Origin of the sequence: Gordonia ajococcus, assembly GCF_012974285.1 — a bacterium.
Lineage (GTDB): Bacteria > Actinomycetota > Actinomycetes > Mycobacteriales > Mycobacteriaceae > Gordonia > Gordonia amicalis.
In genome coordinates, this window is the sequence record NZ_CP052884.1 from 1062597 (window position 1) to 1081531 (window position 18935).

The 18935-nt window shown below is 68.1% G+C and carries 17 protein-coding genes; 9 read left to right on the forward strand and 8 right to left on the reverse strand.

Annotation, left to right across the window (positions count from 1 at the left end):
• Window positions 1-19 precede the first annotated feature (19 nt).
• Window positions 20-988, reverse strand: a complete 969-nt coding sequence (locus GAA2_RS04855; RefSeq protein WP_006435270.1) for a 1,4-dihydroxy-2-naphthoyl-CoA synthase — start codon at window positions 986-988, stop codon at window positions 20-22.
• A 161-nt stretch (window positions 989-1149) separates the two neighbouring features.
• On the opposite strand from GAA2_RS04855, the gene GAA2_RS04860 reads away from it, so the two are divergent.
• Both GAA2_RS04860 and GAA2_RS04865 read left to right on the forward strand, forming a co-directional pair.
• Complete coding sequence (locus GAA2_RS04860; RefSeq protein WP_191834762.1) at window positions 1150-1401, forward strand: hypothetical protein; 252 nt, start codon at window positions 1150-1152, stop codon at window positions 1399-1401.
• Between the two features lie 25 nt (window positions 1402-1426).
• Entirely contained in the window at window positions 1427-2101 is a 675-nt protein-coding gene (locus GAA2_RS04865; RefSeq protein WP_159405527.1) for a PaaI family thioesterase, read from the forward strand.
• Window positions 2102-2136: 35 nt separating this feature from the next.
• Here the strand turns inward: GAA2_RS04865 and GAA2_RS04870 are convergent, their stop codons facing one another.
• Window positions 2137-4242 (reverse strand): Rv1355c family protein, encoded by a 2106-nt coding sequence (locus GAA2_RS04870; RefSeq protein ID WP_159405526.1) that lies wholly within the window; start codon window positions 4240-4242, stop codon window positions 2137-2139.
• Window positions 4243-4414: 172 nt separating this feature from the next.
• Between GAA2_RS04870 and GAA2_RS04875 the strand changes: the two genes are divergently transcribed.
• Window positions 4415-5176, forward strand: a complete 762-nt coding sequence (locus GAA2_RS04875; RefSeq protein WP_159405525.1) for a hypothetical protein — start codon at window positions 4415-4417, stop codon at window positions 5174-5176.
• Here GAA2_RS04875 and GAA2_RS04880 read toward each other — a convergent pair.
• Window positions 5122-6258, reverse strand: coding sequence for a sensor domain-containing diguanylate cyclase (locus GAA2_RS04880; RefSeq protein ID WP_232513064.1), 1137 nt, complete (start codon window positions 6256-6258; stop codon window positions 5122-5124). The two genes, GAA2_RS04875 and GAA2_RS04880, sit on opposite strands and share 55 nt — an antisense overlap.
• A 515-nt stretch (window positions 6259-6773) precedes the next feature.
• On the opposite strand from GAA2_RS04880, the gene GAA2_RS04885 reads away from it, so the two are divergent.
• Complete coding sequence (locus tag GAA2_RS04885) at window positions 6774-7958, forward strand: EAL domain-containing protein (protein WP_024499796.1); 1185 nt, start codon at window positions 6774-6776, stop codon at window positions 7956-7958.
• Window positions 7959-8068: 110 nt separating this feature from the next.
• Here GAA2_RS04885 and GAA2_RS04890 read toward each other — a convergent pair whose 3' ends face one another.
• From GAA2_RS04890 to GAA2_RS04905, 4 genes are all read right to left on the reverse strand, one after another.
• A complete protein-coding gene (locus tag GAA2_RS04890) occupies window positions 8069-8515 on the reverse strand; it encodes an Hsp20/alpha crystallin family protein (protein WP_006435278.1) in 447 nt (148 codons plus the stop codon).
• 158 nt (window positions 8516-8673) lie between these two features.
• A complete protein-coding gene (locus tag GAA2_RS04895) occupies window positions 8674-9981 on the reverse strand; it encodes a saccharopine dehydrogenase family protein (RefSeq protein ID WP_024499797.1) in 1308 nt (435 codons plus the stop codon).
• A 44-nt stretch (window positions 9982-10025) separates the two neighbouring features.
• A complete protein-coding gene (locus GAA2_RS04900; protein ID WP_159405524.1) occupies window positions 10026-11105 on the reverse strand; it encodes an AbrB family transcriptional regulator in 1080 nt (359 codons plus the stop codon).
• 54 nt (window positions 11106-11159) lie between these two features.
• Window positions 11160-11777, reverse strand: a complete 618-nt coding sequence (locus GAA2_RS04905; protein ID WP_159405523.1) for a class I SAM-dependent methyltransferase — start codon at window positions 11775-11777, stop codon at window positions 11160-11162.
• Between the two features lie 61 nt (window positions 11778-11838).
• Between GAA2_RS04905 and menD the strand changes: the two genes are divergently transcribed.
• Both menD and GAA2_RS04915 read left to right on the forward strand, forming a co-directional pair.
• A complete protein-coding gene (gene menD, locus GAA2_RS04910) occupies window positions 11839-13515 on the forward strand; it encodes a 2-succinyl-5-enolpyruvyl-6-hydroxy-3-cyclohexene-1-carboxylic-acid synthase (protein ID WP_006435282.1) in 1677 nt (558 codons plus the stop codon).
• A gap of 52 nt (window positions 13516-13567) precedes the next feature.
• Window positions 13568-14173, forward strand: a complete 606-nt coding sequence (locus tag GAA2_RS04915) for a hypothetical protein (RefSeq protein ID WP_006435283.1) — start codon at window positions 13568-13570, stop codon at window positions 14171-14173.
• On the opposite strand, the gene GAA2_RS04920 is transcribed toward GAA2_RS04915, so the two are convergent.
• Window positions 14160-14777: a Type 1 glutamine amidotransferase-like domain-containing protein gene (locus GAA2_RS04920; protein ID WP_006435284.1), complete on the reverse strand. Its 618-nt coding sequence runs from the start codon at window positions 14775-14777 to the stop codon at window positions 14160-14162. The two genes, GAA2_RS04915 and GAA2_RS04920, sit on opposite strands and share 14 nt — an antisense overlap.
• Before the next feature lie 113 nt (window positions 14778-14890).
• Between GAA2_RS04920 and GAA2_RS04925 the strand changes: the two genes are divergently transcribed.
• From GAA2_RS04925 to GAA2_RS04935, 3 genes are all read left to right on the forward strand, one after another.
• The gene (locus tag GAA2_RS04925) at window positions 14891-16045 is read left to right on the forward strand and encodes a glycosyltransferase family 4 protein (RefSeq protein WP_024499799.1); all 1155 of its coding nucleotides are present in this window, start codon (window positions 14891-14893) and stop codon (window positions 16043-16045) included.
• Window positions 16046-16126: 81 nt separating this feature from the next.
• Complete coding sequence (locus tag GAA2_RS04930; protein ID WP_006435288.1) at window positions 16127-16834, forward strand: demethylmenaquinone methyltransferase; 708 nt, start codon at window positions 16127-16129, stop codon at window positions 16832-16834.
• A gap of 479 nt (window positions 16835-17313) precedes the next feature.
• Window positions 17314-18933 (forward strand): HNH endonuclease signature motif containing protein, encoded by a 1620-nt coding sequence (locus GAA2_RS04935; protein ID WP_006435289.1) that lies wholly within the window; start codon window positions 17314-17316, stop codon window positions 18931-18933.
• The last annotated feature ends 2 nt before the right edge of the window (window positions 18934-18935 follow it).

Genomic DNA, 18935 nt, shown 5'->3' on the forward strand with positions numbered 1-18935 from the left:
TGCCCGCGTGCGGGTCGCCTCAGTAGTAGTACGGGAAGTCGTCCCAGCGGGGATCGCGCTTCTCCAGGAACGCGTCCCGGCCTTCCACGGCCTCGTCGGTCATGTAGGCCAGGCGCGTCGCCTCACCGGCGAACACCTGCTGTCCCATGAGCCCGTCATCGGTGAGGTTGAACGCGAACTTCAGCATGCGCTGAGCGGTGGGTGACTTGCCGTTGATTTTGCGGGCCCACTCGATGGCGGTGTTCTCCAGCTCGGTGTGCGGCGCGACGCGGTTGACCGCGCCCATCCGGTGCATGGTCTCCGCATCGTAGGCCTCGCCGAGGAAGAAGATCTCCCGGGCGAACTTCTGGCCGACCTGCTTGGCGAGGTAGGCGCTGCCGTATCCGGCGTCGAAGGAGCCCACGTCGGCGTCGGTCTGCTTGAACCGGGCGTGTTCGGCGGAGGCGAGGGTCAGGTCGCACACCACGTGCAGCGAGTGGCCGCCGCCCGCCGCCCACCCGTTGACCACTGCGATGACCACCTTCGGCATGGTCCGGATGAGCCGCTGGACCTCGAGGATGTGGAGCCGTCCGCCCTCGGCCTTCACCCGCGCCTCGTCGACCGAGCCGGCGCCGGCGCCCACGACGTCGGTGTCGTGGCTGGTGGCGTACTGGTAGCCCGAACGGCCGCGGATGCGCTGGTCGCCGCCGCTGCAGAAAGCCCAGCCGCCGTCCTTGGGGCTCGGGCCGTTGCCGGTCAGCAGGATCGTGCCGATGTCGGGCGAGCGGCGCGCGTGGTCGAGTACCCGGTAGAGCTCGTCGACGGTGTGCGGGCGGAAGGCATTGCGGACCTCCGGCCGGTCGAAAGCCACTCGCACGATGCCGTTCTCGCGGCCCTCACCGACATGCCGGTGGTAGGTGATGTCGGTGAGGTCGGTGAATCCGGGCACCTCGGCCCACTGGGCCGGATCGAACGGCTGGTCGGTGGTCTGGGTGTCGTCGGCGCTCATGCGCTCAGACTAGTGACCGCGGACGGCCGTGGTCGCGGCGGTCCGGAGGAGCCGGAACCCGGTGGAGTGGAACAAATGTCCTGTTGAGTACCGCTTGGTCGCGGACCATATATGATGCGAATTTTCAGTAAATTACCAGTTCGGGGTGCTTTGCTTTACCTATGAACACGTGGGGGTGGATTCTCGTCGTCGTGGCCGTGTGGTGCGCAGTGGCCGCGGTCGTCGCCGTCATCGTGGGGCGGGCGGTGAAGATGCGGGACGAAAAAGAGCGTGGGCCACGCGGCGTCCCCGACTTCGTTCCCGGCCAGGCACGGGACCTGGCCCGACACGGGACGTGCGTCGATCTGGATGCGCACCGTCGTTTCGATCGGCACCGTCCGGACCCCGGCGGGGAGCACCGGTCCGGCCACTGAACCGGTCTTCGTATACGGTTGACCGGTGAGTGAAGTCAACGACCATGCCGTAGAGACCGTTAACGACCATGCCGTAGAGACCGTCGAGGAAGACCCGCACGAGGGCGGGTTCCGCGCCCACATCGACGTCAGCACCGATCGTGGCGGTTCACGGTACGGCGAGTTCAGCGAACAGGTACGCCTGCTGATGGACAATGCGCGCTACGCCTGCCCCGACGACGAACTGGTCGACGACCTCATCGAGCACCTCACCGCCGTCAACGAGCGCCTCGCGAAGGTCCGCATCGACGAATGGCATTCGCCGGCCGGCACCCGGATCGACCTGCCGTCCCGCGGCAACATCACCCTCCCGCCCTACGAGGTCGTCGAGGTCACCGAGACCGGCGTGATCGCCGACCTCGTCTTCCGCGACTTCCACCTCGGCGGCAACAACGCCGCGCACGGCGGGCACATCGCCGTCGCCTTCGACGACATCGGCGGCTTCGCCTCGGCCGTCGCCGTGCAGCACATCAGCCGCACCGCCTACCTGAACGTGCAGTACCGCTCGATCACCCCGCTGAACACGACCCTGCGCGTACACGCCTGGGCGGAGCGGGTCGAGGGCCGCAAGGTCTTCCTCAAGGGCACCATGCACGACGGTGACCGCCTGTGCGCCGAGATGGACGCGCTGTTCATCAAGCTCAATCCCGGCCAGGCCTAGACGGTCGGCCGGCCTGGCCGGTCAGGCGCGGCTGATCAGACCTCGAGGCGCCGGCTGCGTACCGCCGGCGAATCCGATCGGGACACCCGCAAGGCGATGGTGACGGCCTCGTCGTCGGCGACCGGACACAACTCGTCCATCTCGCGACGCAGGCCCGCGAGAAGGTCGCCGTGGTTGTCCGACAGCGTGTGCGCCGTCGCGTCGTCGAGGGCGTACAGGAAGGCCGGCGTCATGGGGTGCACGGTATAGCCGAGTTGCTCGGCGGCCACCCACAGCTGTTCGACGACGAGCCCGGCTCGCATGTAGTCCGCCCGGGTACGCCCGCTCTGGACCAGGAGCAGGATTCCCGACGCCGAGGCGACCCGCGCCGCGGCGTCCGCCCCCAGCGCCGCGCCGCCGCCCCACTCGTCGAGCAGGGACATCACGTCGCCCCGCCGGAGCACGTCGAGCATCCCGGCCATCGCCGGCGGCAGATCGAGAGACGCGATGTCGATCCCGGCACCGGCCGCGGGGTCGGCGGTGAGTTCGGCGAACATCTCGCGGTGCAGCGCGGGGGTCAGGAAGCGCGCCCGGTCGGAGCGATCCGAGATCGTCGCGAAGGTCGCGATCCGCGTGCGGTCGGACAGGGGCACGAGTCGGGTGGTCTCGGTGTCGGCCACAGCGGTGAGTCGGAGCAGGTCCTCGTCGCCGAGCGGTGAGCCGTCGCCGGGTCCACGCCGGGTGCTCCGCGCGAGCAGCGCCTGAAGGTCGCTTTCGTACTCGGGCGCGTGCACTCCCGCACCGAGGCCTTTGAGCCGGACACGTCCGAGAACCGTCTGGTCGTCCTCGACGATCTCGATGTCGTCGAGCACACCGCGACTGGCCGCGGCGACACGGGCGTTGTGCAGGGCGGCACCGACCGCGACCGCGGAGGCGCGGTGCTCGACGTCGAGCGTCGAGGTGCGGTCCCGGTCGAGGGCGATGGTCACGGTGTCGTCGTCGACGCTGATCCGCCACGGCTGCTGGTTGCCCGCCGACGGGGCTCGCGCCGCGGCGTGCGTGATGAGATCGAGGTCGGACATCTCGTCGACCGGGATCTCGTTGTGCGCGAGCGATTCGGCGGTACCTGCGTCCGTGCCGCCGGCACCGTCGAGGGGATCGCTGAGGCCGTCGAGCCAGGTGTCGCGGTCGAAGCGCACGCGCCCGGACGGCAGCGGACGGCCCTGGACGAGGCGGCGGACCGCGGCGGCGACGGTCGCACCGCCGAGCAGCACGTCGCCGGCCAGTTGCGGCCAGGCCGTGACCGTGTGCCCGAGTTCGATCGCCGACGCCGCCATCGGCGCGGTGACCCTCGCCGGTTCGAGGACCTTGACGGCCAGGGGGGTGAGATGTGCCCGGTCCAGACCCACCAGGTCCTCGATGCGGAGATCCCCGGCCAGACCATGGAACAGCGGGCGCTCCGGTTCGAGATCGAATCGCTCCACGTCGAGGGTTCCGCCGTCACTCGTCTCCATCAGCACCGGAATACCCAGTTCGCGGCAACGATGCCGTACCAGCACCTTTACGTCGAATGAATCACATTCTTCGACGACGAGGTCGAGGCCGTCGAGGAATTCGTCGATGTTCTCGTTGGTTATGCCCTCTGTGAACACCGAAGTCGTCAGGTACGGGTCGATTTCGGAAATACGTCGGGAAGCCACGATGGCCTTATTTGTATCGATATCCAGCAATGTTGCCGGAATTCGATTCATATTCGTCAATTCGAGGTCGTCGAAATCCGCCAGACGTAATTCGCCGGCCAGTCCCTCGAGGGCCAGGGTGAGGGCGATGGCGTGGCCGACGCTCAATCCGACGATCCCGATGCGCAGCTTGGCGGCGGCGTCGAGATCGGCCGCGGTCAGCTTATGCCTGTTACGGTCCAGCCGCAGCCGACGATAAGAGATCGGACCGGGGATCTTCACCAGCGATTTGCGCCACGGAAAGTACGCGAATCGACATTCTTCATCCCGGACCGAGGGGTCGACCGGAGGCAGGATCTCGTCGAGTGCACGTCGGGTCTGGGTGGTCATGTCTGTCACGTCGATCGCGTCGTCGTCCAGGAGAGAAACGGGGACTTCGGACTCCGAGTAGACGTTGGCCGCAGTGGCCGGCGTGTAGTGCATACCTCATGGTGGCTTACCCGACTCGGCGTCGCCAACCGGGGCTATATGTGCGGATTTTGGACGAGAAGAACGGTTCTGCACCAGCATAAAATTGCCGCTGTGGCAACATAACACGCGGGGTCGGGGGAGATCTCGCAACGAATTCCTTATTTATGGAAGGCGCAATACTGCGATGAAAACGATGAAAACCGCCAGTGAAGTGGTACAGACCGGCATGCTTCGGGCCACCGCCCCGGAGGCCGGTACGGAGTACACGGTGATCGCGGCCAGTCCGCGACGGGAGCGGCTCCTGTGGGACAAGTACCTCGCCGGGGCCGCCGCGTCGTACGACCGGCACGGCTGTGCGGCCGCACTCGATTACGACGAGGTCTCCTCAGGTGCGGGAACGGCCCTGTTCTTCGCCGTGCTCGACGAGTCCGATCAGGTCCGCGGCGGCCTGCGCGTCCAGCCGCGGTTCAGCGCGGCGGCGCAGTCGCACGCGCTCGTCGAGTGGGCCGGACAGCCCGGTCAGGTGCAGTTGGTGAACGCCATCGAAGAGCGGCTTGCGGGCGGGATCGTCGAGGTCAAGACGGCCTGGGTGGATGAGCGATCACCCATCGCCAGGTCTGTGGCCGGGCAGCTGTCACGGTTGGGGCTGGTCATCATGGAGATGTCGGGCACCGATCACATGATGGCCACTGCGGCCGATCACGTGCTGCGGCGCTGGCAGTCGGGCGGCGGCCGCGTCGACGAGTCGGTGCCGCCGACGCCGTTCCCCGACGAGCGCTACCGGACCCGACTCATGTGGTGGGATCGGGCCCGCCTCCAGGAACACACCACCGAGGAGACCTGGCGCCGGATGCGGATGGAAGCCGATATCCTGCAGTCGCCGCGACATGCTCAGCGTCTCCCGGGCCGGGTGTCCATCTCCAGCAAGTCGGCCGGACGCTGGTAGAAGACCTCGTACAGGCTTGCCGCCGGCGGCGATGCCGGTGGGTCCTCGGCGGCGTGGGCGCTCAGCGTGCCGTCGTTCCACACGACCGGATCGATCGTGTCGATGACGGTGGTGTCCCGGCCGCTCTCCTTGGCCCGGTACACGCATTCGTCGGCGCGGCCCAGCAGGTTCCCGATCACGTCGTCGGTGGAGCCGGCATCGCCGTTGCGCGAGGACACCAGCGGTGCACAGACGCCCCCGACACTGACCGTCACCGGAGCCGTGGCGGCCACCGCGGCCCGGAGACGTTCGGCGCAGAGCCACAGCTCGTTCTCGTCGTGGACCACGTGGAACAGCAGGAACTCCTCGCCGCCGTAGCGGCACACCTCGGAACCGACAGGGGCGTGTTCGCGGATGGCGGCGGACGCGGACAGTAGGACGCCGTCGCCGGCGAGGTGCCCGTACTCGTCGTTGATCCGTTTGAAGTGGTCGACGTCGAGAAGCAGGATGCCGATCCGTCCGGTGGACGAGCGTGCGGCGGACAACAGTTGCGACGCGCGGATGAGGAATCCGCGGCGGTTGAGCAGTCCGGTCAGGGGATCGATCCCGCAGAGACGGGTCTGTTGGTCGAGTACGGCCTCCATCGACTTGCGGAGGGCCACCACGAGGAACACGGGCACCACGATGATCCCGAACATGGACCCGAAGCTGATCAGGAACGCCGGCCCCGACGTCGTGGTGACGCCGAGGACGACCACCGCGCAGAGGGTCGCGATCGCCAGATGCGACAGGATGAGCCGGGTCGACGCGGTGATCGCGCCGATGGCGGGAATGGCCGCGACGATCGCGAGCACGAGGGCCGAGGAGCGGGGGTCGGCGAGGATCAAGGATGTGCCACCGATGCCGACGATGCCGAGGCCGCCCAGGACCGCGAACTCCGGATCGGTCAGCCGGCGACGGAGCATCGTGACGGTGAACACCAGCGCGATGAACGACCAGATGACCATCAGGATGATCATCTTTCCGGGCTTCAGGGTGTCGGGTGCGAGGACGCTGATGATGGGCAGCGGGAGCACGCCACCGGTACTGATCAGCGTTGCCATGGACCGCGCATCGTAGCGGCGCATCATGTTTCTGATCAAGGCCATACGCCGGGACCGCTTTCCGTCGTTTCGGCCGAGCGAGCGACCACGGGTTCTCCGAACTCGGTGATTTACGGGATCAAAATCATAACCCGAACTAACGAATCCTGAGTGGCGTTGCACACAGGACTGGCTCCCACCTTAGCAGCCGTTTTCTAGCCTTTCTAATTGTTTGCGGGGTGTGATCAAAAGAGAATGCGGCCCGCGGCACCCCCGAATCCGATGGAGGTCAATCGACAACGAGAGTCGCCGGATACAGAAGGCGCAGATTTCCACCGTCACGACACGGATCATGCGCTGCATCGACGATTGCCGTGGCGCCACTTCCTCTGAGTCCGCGGATCATATCCGATGTATTGCACCGGTTTCGGGTCGGGGTTGTCCTGTACAGGACGAGCCGGTCTGCGGTTAAAATCCTGCCGAGGAACGTGGCGTTCGGGCCGCGGCGGGGGGATCGGACGACAGTAGATGATGCAGTGTTGAGTCGCGGCGCAACGGTGATCGCCGTCGAGGTCGACCCTTACCACCGTGCCGTCGTCGCCTACGGGCACGGCGCCGTCGTGTCCATCGCCGAATCGTTCGTCGCCCAGGTCCTGATGCCGATCAGTCCACGTGCGCGGTTCGAACGCAGGTCGGATCTGCAGTGGCTGATAACTCTCTCGGCCACCGATGGCGGCCATGACGCGCTCATCGACGCGGCACGGCGCAAACTCGGTGCGCACACCGTCAGCGACGGAGATCGCAGCGGATTCCTCGACGTCTGCATGGGCGTCGCCGTCGGCGCCGACCTCGACGGGGTCTCGGACGAGGCCGATCTGGTGCGTCACGCCGACGCCGCCCTGTGCGTCGCCCTCACCCGCCGGGTGCATGTCGAGTTCGCGCACCCGAGTATGGTGCGGCAGATCAGCGCGGAGGTCGACCTCACGGCATGGCTCACCCGGTCCGTCGAGCGGGACTTCTCGGTCTTCTACCAACCGATCGTCGCAATGCCCGACCGTCGGGTGGTCGGCTATGAGTCGCTACTGCGTTGGCACACCGAATCCGGAGTGCTTGCCCCAGATGCGTTTCTCGCGGTGGCCGAAGGCATCTCGCTGCTCGCGCCGATCGGCCGGCATGCCATCGGGGAAGCCATCCGGGATCTCGCCGCGGACATCTCCCGGATGACCGGTGACGAGGGTTTCGTCTCGCTCAACCTGTCCTGCCAGCAGCTGTCCGACGACGGCCTCGTCGCCTACATCGACGGTCTGATCCGCGACTACCGCGTCGATCCGGCCCGGGTCTGGATCGAGGTCCGCGAGGATCAGGTGATCCGCCTCGAGACCTCGGCGGCCCGGACCGTCAACGCGCTGCACGACCTCGGGTGCACCATCTGCGTCGACGACCTCGGCGCCGGCTTCTCCGCCCTTCGTTATGTGCGGGACCTGCCGGTCGACGTCCTGAAGGTCGATCGCACGCTGATCGACCAGCTGGTCCACAGTCATTCCGATCGTGCTGTGGTGCGGGCGATCTCGGAGATGGCGGCGGCCACCGGTCTGCGGATGGTGGCGGAGGGCATCGAGAGCGACGACGTGCTGGAGGTCCTCACCGAGTTCGGCTTCGACTACGCGCAGGGCTTCTTCTTCGGCCGTCCGGAACCGCTGTCCACGTGGACCGGCCGATAGTCCGGTAACGGACCGCCGGTGACACACCCGGACGGCCGGTGCGCCGTTGTCCGGCGAACCGACCGTCCGGTGCGATCTCCCCGATGATGCTCGGGGACATGGGTTTCGGGTTAGGTGACAGTTCCGGTCTCGATGGCCTGCGGACTGTTGTGGCTCTCCACCTCGATGCGACGCGGCTTGGCCTTCTCGGCCACCGGGATGGTCACGGTGAGCACGCCGTTGTCGTAGCGCGCGGAGATGCCGGCACTGTCGATGGAGTCACCGAGGGTGACCTGGCGGCGGTAGGTGCCGGAGAACCGTTCGCTGGCCAGCCACTGGACACCCTCGTCGGACGGGGCACTTCGCTGCGCGGACAACGTGAGTACGCCGTTGTCGACACTCACGTCGATCGAGCCAGGGTCCGCGCCCGGCAGGTCGGCGACGAGCATGTAGTGGTCGTCGACCTTGTAGAGGTCCAAGGGCATGAACTTGGGTGTACGCGCGGTTCCGGCCGCCGAACCGGTCAGCATGCCCCGGGCCCAGGCATCCATGTCGGAGAAGGGATCGAAACGCAGCACAGCAGTTCACCTCCTGTCTCACAAGGCTGCTCGCCACTCGGCAGGCGAGCAGCTCAACGCTGTACTGACACCGAAGATAGCACCGGTTCGCGCACTCGTCTAGCACTCTCGGGTAGAGAGTGCCAGACGATGTGCGAACCGGTGCTCGAGCGGCCGGTTCAGCCGAGTTCGGTTGCCTCGATGGTGAATCCGGCGTCGCGCAGGCGGTCGATGAGTGCATCGCCCATCGCTGCCGCGGTCGTGAGAACCCCGGTGCGGGACGGTAGCCGATCGCGGTCGAGCGCCAGCGCCAGGGCGCTCTCGGCGAGCATCACCGCGGTCGCCTTGTATCCCGGGTCGCCCTGGGCGCGCATCTGCGATCGGTAGCGACGGCCGGTGGTCGTCCGCGTGAACGTCTCGACCACGAAATATCCACTGTTGCGGGACTTCTCGCTGGGGCCGTCGCCCGGCTTGGGCAGGACGCGGTCGAGGAGGCGGCGGGTGGGGCCGAAGCTCATCGCCCCCATGAAGACGCCGGTGCCGACCGCGACCGCGCCGGCCGCCAGCGTCGACACGGCCGGGACGCCGCCGACGTTCATCGTCTCCGCGTAATGGAAGTTCGTGCCGTAGGCGTTGTCCAGCAGCGCATTCGAACGACGAACGATCCGGGTGTTGTGTGCCGCCATGAAGAACGGGGCGAGGGTGCCGCGCAGCGAGGGGTCGACCTTCTTGGCGCTGATGATCGACAGGTCGCTCGGTTCGTCGGACATGCTGACCCGCGGGACCTCGCCGGGACCGCCGGACAGGGCCTGCGGGTTGAGCATCAGGCGCCGGGCCTGCGAGTTCCTGGCCTCGTCGGCGATGACCCGCATCGAGTCGATGGTGCCGCCGGACAGGCCGCCGCGCATCGACTTCACCACCAGGGTGGTGTCGGTCATCTCGCCCGCCCCGTCCTCGGCGACCTTCTTGTAGAGCGCGTAGGTGGTGAGGTCGGACGGGACGGAGTCGAATCCGCAGGAGTGGACGATGCGTGCACCCGAGGCGACGGCGGTGTCGTGCGCCTTGTCGATGGAGTAGCGGACGAAGGGGACCTCGCCGGTGAGGTCGACGTAGTCGGTCCCGGCGGTCGCGGCCGCGACCACGAGTGCCTCGCCGTATTTCAGGTAGGGGCCGACCGTGGTGCAGATGACCTGCGTGCGGGCCACCATCGCATCGAGCGCGGCCGGCGAGTTGGAGTCGGCGACGATCAGGGGCCAGTCGTGCGCCCGGAGCGGCAGTCGTTCGCGCACCTTGGCGAGCTTGGACTCGTTGCGGCCGGCGAGCGCGACCTTGGTGCCGATCGGAGCGTGGTCGGCGAGATACCGGGCGGTGATCTCGCCGACGAAGCCGGTGGCGCCGTAGACGACGACGTCGAACTCGCGGCCGTGCGAACCGGCGGCGGGCCGGTTCTCGTTGCTGGATGTCTCGGTGGTGGATTCCCCGCTCATCTCTCTGACCTTACGTGGGACGCGGGTCACATGTGACCGGGGAGTCAGATCCTTGTTCCGCCGCCGCGCCGGGACGCGGCCCGTGCCGCGAACGGCGCCACGAAGAGCATGAGGAGCACCCGCAGGATCTGGGCCGCGACGACGAAGGCCACGTTGCCGCCCGCGCCGGTGGCCGCTGCCAGGACGGCGTAGATGCCGCCGGGGGTGGTCGCGAGATAGCAGTCGAACATGGACTCCCCGGTCCATGCCGACAGTGCAACGCCGAGCAGCGCGCAACCGACACCGATGGCCAGGATGAGGACGAGCGCATAGGGCAGAACGCGTCCGATCTCTCGAAGACGCTCCATGGTGAAGCCGAGTCCCGCCTGCCAGCCGATCAGCGCGTAGGCCACGGTGAGCAGGATCGGAGAGACCGCGGCGTCGCCGGCGATACCGGTGAGCTCGGCGGCCGCCGAGAACGCGAGCGGACCGAGCAGCCCGGCGGCCGGGAGGTGCAGTAGTCGTCCGACGGGGATGCCGACTCCCAGGCACACCCCGAGCAGCAACAGACCCCACGCCTGATCGGTCCACGACGCCGGGAGGATCTCCACGGCGCCTTCGCCTGCTCCGAAGACGAGGGACGCGACGAGCGGGATGGTGACGGTGACGAGCGCGACCCGTAGGTACTGGATGACCGCGACCATCCGTTCGTCGCCGCCGAACTCGCGGGTGAGGGCGACCAGCCCGGAGGCGCCGCCCGCCACGAGCGCGAGCGAACCGGTGAGCGGGTCGACGTCGCGATGCAGTCCGAGCAGAGCACCGCAGACGATCGAGATGGCCAGGGTTGCGACGCCGATCACCAGCACCGGGAACCACGACGAGCCGAGTCCGCTCACCGTCTCTGGATCGGCCACCGTGCCGATGTAGACGCCGAGCACGCCCTGCGACGACACGAACGCCCAGCGTGGCACGATCGGGGCGTCGGGATCGTCCGTGGAGGTGCGGCGTCGCGGCGCCCGCCCGGCGATGGCCAGCAGGCCGGCGACGACGAGACCGGCGAACAGGGCCGCCGCGTCGACGTCGAAGATGTCGAGGATCAGCGTCGCGGCCGCGGTCAGAACGGCCAGCAGTGTCCAGCGACGCATTGGAACCACAGTAGGGCAGCACCCCGGCGGGCGCCGCGCGAGGGCGAGGCGGGGTCAGGCAGGTACTGCGGTGCCCAGGCTCAGGGCCCCATGCGGTTTCGGGACTCCCGGTTGATAGAAGGAGTCGACGTTGCCGAGCGTGAAGCCCGCCGCCGTCAGTTCGTCTCGTACGTCACGGGTCAGGTGACAGCCGCCGACGAGGCGCTTCTGGATCGGCTCGAGGCGGTGCTGCCAGCGGCGCACCTTCTCGTCGGGCGCGAGACCGTGTTCGAGGAAGCCGAGGGTGCCGCCCGGACGCAGGACGCGGCGGATCTCGGTGAGGGCTGCGCGCAGGTCGGGGATCGTGCACAGCGTGAACGTCGACAACGCGGCGTCGAAGGAGTCGTCGTCGAACGGCAGTACCTGGCCGTCGAGCCCGGAGCGCTCGATGGGCACGGACGACCCCGCGACCCGGTCGGCGGCCATCCGCCAGCCGACATCGGAGGGTTCGACCGCAGCGACCTCGGTGATCGTGTCGGGATAGAGGCCGACATTGAGACCCGAGCCGAAGCCGACTTCGAGCGTCCGCCCGCTCAGCGGGGCGCAGGCGCGTTGCCGCAGTGGTGTCAGGGCGGTCATCCCGCATGCCAGGTGAACCAGATGCGGGACGACGCGGTCGTCATATAACCCCACGCGACCAGGGTAACGCCGCTCCCGGCGCATCGCCCGGAGTTCGAGTCCCTAGGCTTGAGGAATGAATCGACCGGGTCCGAATCCATCGACGCTGCAGGCGCGGGTCATCGTCGACGAGTTGATCCGGGGTGGCGTGCGGGAAGCCGTGCTGTGCCCGGGGTCCCGGAACGCGCCGCTGGCCTTCGCGCTGCACGCCGCCGACGTCGCGGGCCGGCTGCGGCTGCACGTCCGCATCGACGAACGATCGGCGGGTTACCTGGCACTGGGACTGGCGGTGTCGTCGAAGGAGCCGGTGCCGATCGTCATGACGAGCGGCACCGCCGTGGCGAACATGGGGCCGGCGGTCTTCGAGGCCAACTACGCCCGCGTGCCGCTCGTGGTGATCAGCGCCAATCGGCCCTATGAGCTGCTCGGATCGGGCGCCAACCAGACCGTCGAGCAGTTCGGCATCTTCGGCACCCAGGTGCGTGCCGCGATCAGCCTCGGCCTCGCCGAGCAGGACCTGGACACCAACAGCCAGTGGCGGTCGGCCGTCGGACGCGTGCTCGCCGCCGCGCGCGGTGCACGTACCGGAAACGCCGGCCCGGTCCAGTTCGACATCCCGCTGCGTGAGCCCCTCGTGCCCGATCCGGACGAGGTCGGTGACGATGACCTGGGCTCGTTCGCCGGACGACCCGGCGGACTGCCCTGGACGCAGGCGCCGGTCGGCAAGCTCGACGTCCCGCTGTCCATCGACCTGTCGCTGGACACCGTGGTGGTGTCCGGTCACGGTTCCGGTGAACATCCCGCGCTCGCCGGTGTGCCGACGGTCGCCGAACCGACCGCCCCGCATCCGGCGACCCCGCTGCATCCCCTCGCCCTCGACTCGGTGCGTCCCCGCCAGGCGATCATCTGCGGTCGTCCGACCCTGCACCGCGGGGTCTCCCGGCTGCTCGCCGACCCCGAGGTCCGGGTCTACGCGCTGACCACCGGCCCGCGGTGGCCCGACGTCTCGGGCAACGTCTATGCGACCGGTACCCGCATCGAGGTGGCCGGTGAACCACGGGAGGACTGGCTCAAGGAGTGCGCCGCGGTGCAGGAGCGGGTGGTCGGGGCGGTCGCCGCGGAACTCGACGAACCGGGTCCGACCACCGGCCTCCACGTCGCCCGTGCCGTCAGCGACGCGATGGCGCCGGGCGACCAACTCGTCGTCGGCGCGTCGAATCCGATCCGCGACATCGCGCTGGCCGGGCGGGTCGCCGAGGGCGTGCGCGTCCTGTCCAACCGTGGCGTCGCCGGCATCGACGGGACCAACTCGACGGCCATCGGCGCCGCACTGGCCCTCGACCACGAACGTCCCGGGGCTCGCACCATCGCCCTCATGGGTGACCTCACCTTCGTCCACGACGCCACCGGTCTGGTCATCGGGCCGGGGGAGCCGCGGCCCGACTCGCTGCGGATCGTCGTCGCGAACGACGACGGCGGTGGGATCTTCGGTCTGCTCGAGCAAGGCGACCCGCGCTACAACACCGGGCAGTACGCCGGCGCCTACGAGCGTGTCTTCGGAACCCCGCATCACACCGACATCGCGTCGATGTGCGCGGGATTCCGCATCCCACACCGGCGGGTCGGCGTCGACGAACTGCGCGCCGTACTGGCCGAGGAACCGGCGGCGGGCGGAATAGAGGTGATCGAGGTCGCCACCGATCGCGATCGGCTGCGATCGGTGCACGCGGCGATCGCCGCCCGGCTGCGGTAGTCCCGCGACGGCGGTCCCGTCGCGACCGACGCCGCCGGTTACCCTGAACGGCATGAATCCGGTGATCCAGCGGCGCGTGCAGCTCGGGCTGCTCGTCGTCGGTCTGACCATCACCGCGATGGCGCTGTCGCTGATCGCCGGCTGTTTCAAGAACGACTCGGCGATCGAGGCCAGCAAGGCCACCGTGATGGCCGAGGTGGTCTCGGTGGACGCACTGCACGCCGCCGTCGACTTCCAAACCCCCGACGGCTCGTTCCACAGTCCGCGCTTCGGTCTGCTGTATCCCACCGAGCTCAGCGAGGGACAGCGCATCAGCGTCGAATATGCCGCGTACAACCCGGATCTCGCGCGACCGACCGGGCGTACCGCGATGCTCTCGATCATCCCGGGGCTGTCGGTGGCCGTCGTCGGGTGGCTGGTCGTCGGCCTGCTGATGGTCGGGGTTGCGGAGTTCAGCCGACGCCTGGCTCGCCGGAATGCGGAGAAGTCCGGCGGTGACGATTCGGCCGGTGCCGATTCGGGCAGTGACGATTCGGCCGATGCCGACCTGGTCGGCGAGAACGCGGACTCGGCGGCTGCCGCCGAGGACCCGGTTGTCGACGTTGTCGAGGACCCCGGTCCGGGCGCGACCGACGCGGAGTCCCTCAGCCCGCGATGACCGTGGTGGTTCCTCCGGAGACCACGAGTGCCTCGTCGTCGCGCAGGAAGTGCAGCGGATGGTCGGCGAACTCCTGACGCGTCCGGTCGATCGGTCCGCGCCCTCCGACGGTTCCCTCCGCATGCGGTACGACCGTGACGTCGATCAGTTCCAGGCCGGTGGTCGAGGCCAGGGGGGCCGCCTCGGCCGGGTTGTCGAGTAGCGCGAGCGGCGCGATGTCGGGACCGGTGACGGCCGCGCCGGCACTGACCCCGATGTAGGGCAGACCGAGCCGGACCGCTGCGACGAGAGGACGGTCGGCCCCGGCGTGGCGGAGAGCACCCAGGAGATGGAAGACATTGCCGCCCGCGACGAACACCGCGTCGACCTCGCCGAGCGCGCGGGTGAACGTGGCCGCCGGGATGAGTTCCGGATCGATGTCGACGACCTCGAATCCCTGCTCGCGCAGGGAACCGCGGTCGAGGTCGAGCCAGGCCTGGTCGGGATAGATCGACGACGCGGTCGGGATGAAGCCGATGCGCGCACCGGTGCCGACGCGCGGCACGAGGAAGTCGTGCACCGGGGTCAGCCATCGGCTCAGCAGGAGTAGGTCGGTGTCGGGCACACGTCCACTGTGCATCACGCCCGGGATTCGGGTCGTCGGGTGTTCACCGGGTGTTGCGGGACGTGTCACGCACTGCGTCACTGCCCGTCAGGTCGACGGGTCAGGGTCGGGGCATGCGCGTCGCGATCGTCGCCGAGAGCTTCCTCCCGCAGATGAACGGGGTGGTCAACTCCGTCCTGCGGGTCGTCGAGCATCTGGAATCCACCGGCCACGAGGTGGTCGTCATCGCCCCGGACACACCGCGGAGATGTTCTTCTGCGCCGCGGATCGTGGGGCGGCGGACCGCGGTGCACCTGGTGCCGTCGGTGCGGGTTCCGCGGGTGACGTCGCTGCCGGTCGGGGTTCCGATGCCGCTGCTGTACCGGGTGCTGCGCGACTTCGGGCCCGACGTCGTGCACCTGGCCTCCCCGTTCGTGGTGGGCGCGGCGGGCGCGGTCGCCGCGCGCGCGCTGGGCGTGCCGGTGGTCGCGGTCTTCCAGACCGATGTGGCCGGGTTCGCGGCGTCGTACCGGCTGGGTGCGGTGGAGAAGGCGGCCTGGCGATACACCCGCCTGTTGCACGAGATGTGCGATCTGACGCTGGCGCCGTCGAGCGAGACGATGACCGCCCTCGCCGTGCGCGGCGTGCCGCGGCTCCGGAAGTGGGGGCGCGGCGTCGACCTCGACCTGTTCGCGCCGGACCGTCGGGACGAGGCTCTGCGCGCGCAGTGGCGGCAGGACCGCGACCACGCGCTGGTGTGCGGATTCGTGGGTCGGCTGGCGCCGGAGAAGCATGTCGAACGGTTGGCCGGGCTGTCCGGGGACCCGCGGGTGCGGTTGGTGATCGTCGGCGACGGTCCCGAACGCGCTCGCCTCGAACGCTTGATGCCGGATGCGGTGTTCACCGGCGAGCTCCGCGGCGACGCGCTGGCCCGGGCGTACGCCTCGTTCGACGTCTTCGTGCACGCGGGCGAACACGAGACGTTCTGTCAGACGATCCAGGAGGCGATGGCCAGCGGCCTGCCGGTCATCGCCCCCGCTGCCGGCGGACCGTGCGATCTGGTGACGCCGTTCCGCACCGGGTACCTGCTCGAGGTCGCGCGATTCGAGGCCGCCCTGCCGGCAATCGTCGACTCGCTGCACGACGATGCGGTGCGGGCCGCGTTCGGTCGGGCGGCACTCCAGGCGGTGCGGTCACGGACCTGGCCGTCTGTGTGCGCCGAGCTGGTGGGGCACTACCGGTCGGTGACCGGGGCGGGTGCCGCGGCCGAGTTCGACCGGCCCGCCTGATCGCCGGGACACCGGTCGCGGTGGCGGCGTGCGGCGTACCTCACGCTCGTCGTGGCGCCGGCGCGCGGTAGCGTGAGCGGCATGGCATCGACGGGCGCGAACCCACCTCAGCGAGCAAGTCTGGAGAAGGATCCGGCCGAGGTCGCGGCCATGTTCGACGGCGTCGCCCGACGCTACGACATCACCAACACGGTGCTGTCCTTCGGGCAGGATCGCGGGTGGCGCAAGAAGACACGCAAGGCGCTCGACCTGCGTCCGGGTGACATCGTGCTCGACCTCGCGGCCGGGACCGCGGTGTCGACGGTCGAACTGGCGTCGTCGGGTGCCCACTGTGTGGCCGCCGACTTCTCACTCGGCATGCTCAAGGCCGGCGCCCACCGCGACGTGCCCAAGGTCGCGGCCGACGCGCTCTCGCTCCCGTTCGCCGACGACTCCTTCGACGCGGCCACCATCTCCTTCGGGCTGCGCAACGTCAACGATGTCCCGACTGCGCTCGCCGAGCTGCGTCGTGTGCTGAAACCCGGTGGGCGACTGGTGGTCTGCGAGTTCTCCACGCCGACGTTCAAGCCGTTCCGCACCGTGTACATGGAGTACCTGATGAAGGCGCTGCCGGCGGTGGCGACGAAGGTGTCGAGCAGCCCGGACGCGTATGTCTACCTGGCCGAATCGATCCGGGCCTGGCCCGACCAGTTCGCGCTGGGCGACCTGATCCGCGACGCCGGCTTCGACCAGGTGCGCTGGCAGAACATGACCGGCGGGATCGCGGCGATCCACTCCGCCCGGGCCTGACGTCCCCGACGCCACTTCGAAAACGACGTCGCATGCGACCTCGATCCGGTCCGGCGACGTCAGCTGGCGTCGCAGATCCCGAATCGGTGTCGCATGCGACTTCGGTTGTGGGGCAACGAGGTAGGAGTGCGTGCAGTCCGATCGGTGGGTAGCGAGCTGGCGAGGAACCCTTCGCTACCGTGGTAGCGAGCTTGCGTGCGGTCTTTCTGTTCCTTGAGTAGCGAGCTTGCGAGCAACTCTCCGCTCTCTGAGGCGAGTTTGCGAGGAACCTTCCGCTCCTTGGGTAGCGAGTTTGCGAGCGGTCTTTCTGTTCCTTGAGTAGCGAGCTTGCGAGCGTATCGAAAGGCCCCTCTACCAGACACCACCGACAAGTCCGGAAATGAATCTGATCCTCGATACTCGTTGCGAGGCAGCCGAATTGCGCCTACAGTCGAGTTATCGAACACGTATTCGAGTCGACGTCTCCAGGGGGTGACCACATGACCGATCACGCACTGCGCGATGACACCACCACACCGCCACCCTCGGGTCCCGCCGTGTTGGTCGGCCAGATCCACACCCTCATCGATCAGCTGCAGACAGTGAACCTGACCGGGTGTTCGGATGCCGAACTGGTCGATGTCGCGGTAGAGACCGAACGGGCGATCGCGCGACTGACTTTCGCCGGCGATCGTCAGATCGTGGAAGCCACCGAACGTGATCTGCCGCGCAAGACCGGGCATCGCAGCATCATCCAGTTCATGACCCACCGCCTGCGGATGGCCAATCCCGGTAAACGTCTCGAACAAACCCGGGCCACCGCATCGTTTCCTGATCTGACCACCGGTGAACCCCTCGCACCCGCACATCCGGCGCTGGCCGAGGCGTTCGCCGCCGGGCGAGTCGGGTCCGCGCACGTGCACGCGGTGCTCGACGTGCTCGACCAGATTCCGCACGCCGTCGCCCATGATGTGCAGGTCGCGGCCGAACAGCAGATGGCCGAGATCGCGGTCGAGCACACCCCGGCCGACATCACCCACCTCGGCGCCCGACTCCTGGGCCATCTCGACCCGGACGGCACCCTCGCCGATGATGCGGATCGGCAACGTCGCCGCAACTTCTGGCTCAACCGGCAACGTGCCGACGGGACCGCGAAACTCAACGGCACCCTCACCCCCGAGTTGGTGGCGCGGTTGGAGATGATGCTGGCCGTGTGGGCGAAACCCGGCATGAACAACCCGCATGATGCTGAATCCCCGTGCGGGTCGATCGAGGACGCCGACCCCGACCAGCTGGCAGCCGCGGCCGAGCGTGATGACCGCAGCCCGGCGCAGTTGAACCATGACGCGTTCAACGCGCTACTCAAAGCAGTGTTCGACGACGGCATGCTCGGCACCAGTCACCGCGGACTGCCGGAGCAGTTGATCGTCAAAGCTGACCTCAATGATCTGATCCGTGAAGCCGGGGTGGCGACGACGGCGACCGGCACGTTGATCCCGATCCCGGATCTGATCAAGCTGGCCGCTGATGCGCAACCGTGGTTGGCGGTGTTCGAAGATGCCACCGCGGTCCCGTTGTACTTCGGACAAGGCAAACGATTGGCCACTCGCGAACAACGCCTGGTGTCCTTCGCCCGGCCCGACGGCGAATCGTGCTCCACTCCCGATTGCCGCGTACCCGCCGCCCACGTGGAAATGCATCACGCCCAAATCGATTGGGGTGACGGCGGATTCACTGACATCACCAACCTCACTCCCGCCTGCACCCGACACCACCACATGGTCGGTAACCAACCCGGCCAATACACCACCCGCATGGTCCGCGAAGGACCCGATGAAGGCCGCTGTACCTGGCAGCTGAACGTCGAACCCGGTGCCCCTCCGAATCCGGAGCGGATCAATCGGCGACCTGATCTACCGCGCCGGTTCGCCGAACATTTGAAACAGGTACGCGAGGAGATCCACGGACCCGACCCGGCGTCCGGCGATGAAACACGCCTCGAGATCCGCGAAGTCATCGGCCACCAATCCGAGGCGCCCGTAAACCGGGGTCTGTCTCTCAAGGACCTGTCGCCCATCGAACTGCGATGCGCCGCACTCCTCGGACTCAACAAGATCTGAAC

Excerpts from the sequence above, each read along its gene's own strand:
- GAA2_RS04880 (WP_232513064.1), bottom strand. The coding sequence starts at position 6,258 with ATGGCAACGCTGATCAGTACCGGTGGCGTGCTCCCGCTGCCCATCATC.
- GAA2_RS04870 (WP_159405526.1), bottom strand. The coding sequence starts at position 4,242 with ATGCACTACACGCCGGCCACTGCGGCCAACGTCTACTCGGAGTCCGAA.
- GAA2_RS04895 (WP_024499797.1), bottom strand. The coding sequence starts at position 9,981 with ATGAGCGGGGAATCCACCACCGAGACATCCAGCAACGAGAACCGGCCC.
- GAA2_RS04900 (WP_159405524.1), bottom strand. The coding sequence starts at position 11,105 with ATGCGTCGCTGGACACTGCTGGCCGTTCTGACCGCGGCCGCGACGCTG.
- GAA2_RS04855 (WP_006435270.1), bottom strand. The coding sequence starts at position 988 with ATGAGCGCCGACGACACCCAGACCACCGACCAGCCGTTCGATCCGGCC.
- GAA2_RS04925 (WP_024499799.1), top strand. The coding sequence starts at position 14,891 with ATGCGCGTCGCGATCGTCGCCGAGAGCTTCCTCCCGCAGATGAACGGG.
- GAA2_RS04875 (WP_159405525.1), top strand. The coding sequence starts at position 4,415 with ATGAAAACGATGAAAACCGCCAGTGAAGTGGTACAGACCGGCATGCTT.
- GAA2_RS04860 (WP_191834762.1), top strand. The coding sequence starts at position 1,150 with ATGAACACGTGGGGGTGGATTCTCGTCGTCGTGGCCGTGTGGTGCGCA.
- menD (WP_006435282.1), top strand. The coding sequence starts at position 11,839 with ATGAATCGACCGGGTCCGAATCCATCGACGCTGCAGGCGCGGGTCATC.
- GAA2_RS04915 (WP_006435283.1), top strand. The coding sequence starts at position 13,568 with ATGAATCCGGTGATCCAGCGGCGCGTGCAGCTCGGGCTGCTCGTCGTC.
- GAA2_RS04930 (WP_006435288.1), top strand. The coding sequence starts at position 16,127 with ATGGCATCGACGGGCGCGAACCCACCTCAGCGAGCAAGTCTGGAGAAG.
- GAA2_RS04935 (WP_006435289.1), top strand. The coding sequence starts at position 17,314 with ATGACCGATCACGCACTGCGCGATGACACCACCACACCGCCACCCTCG.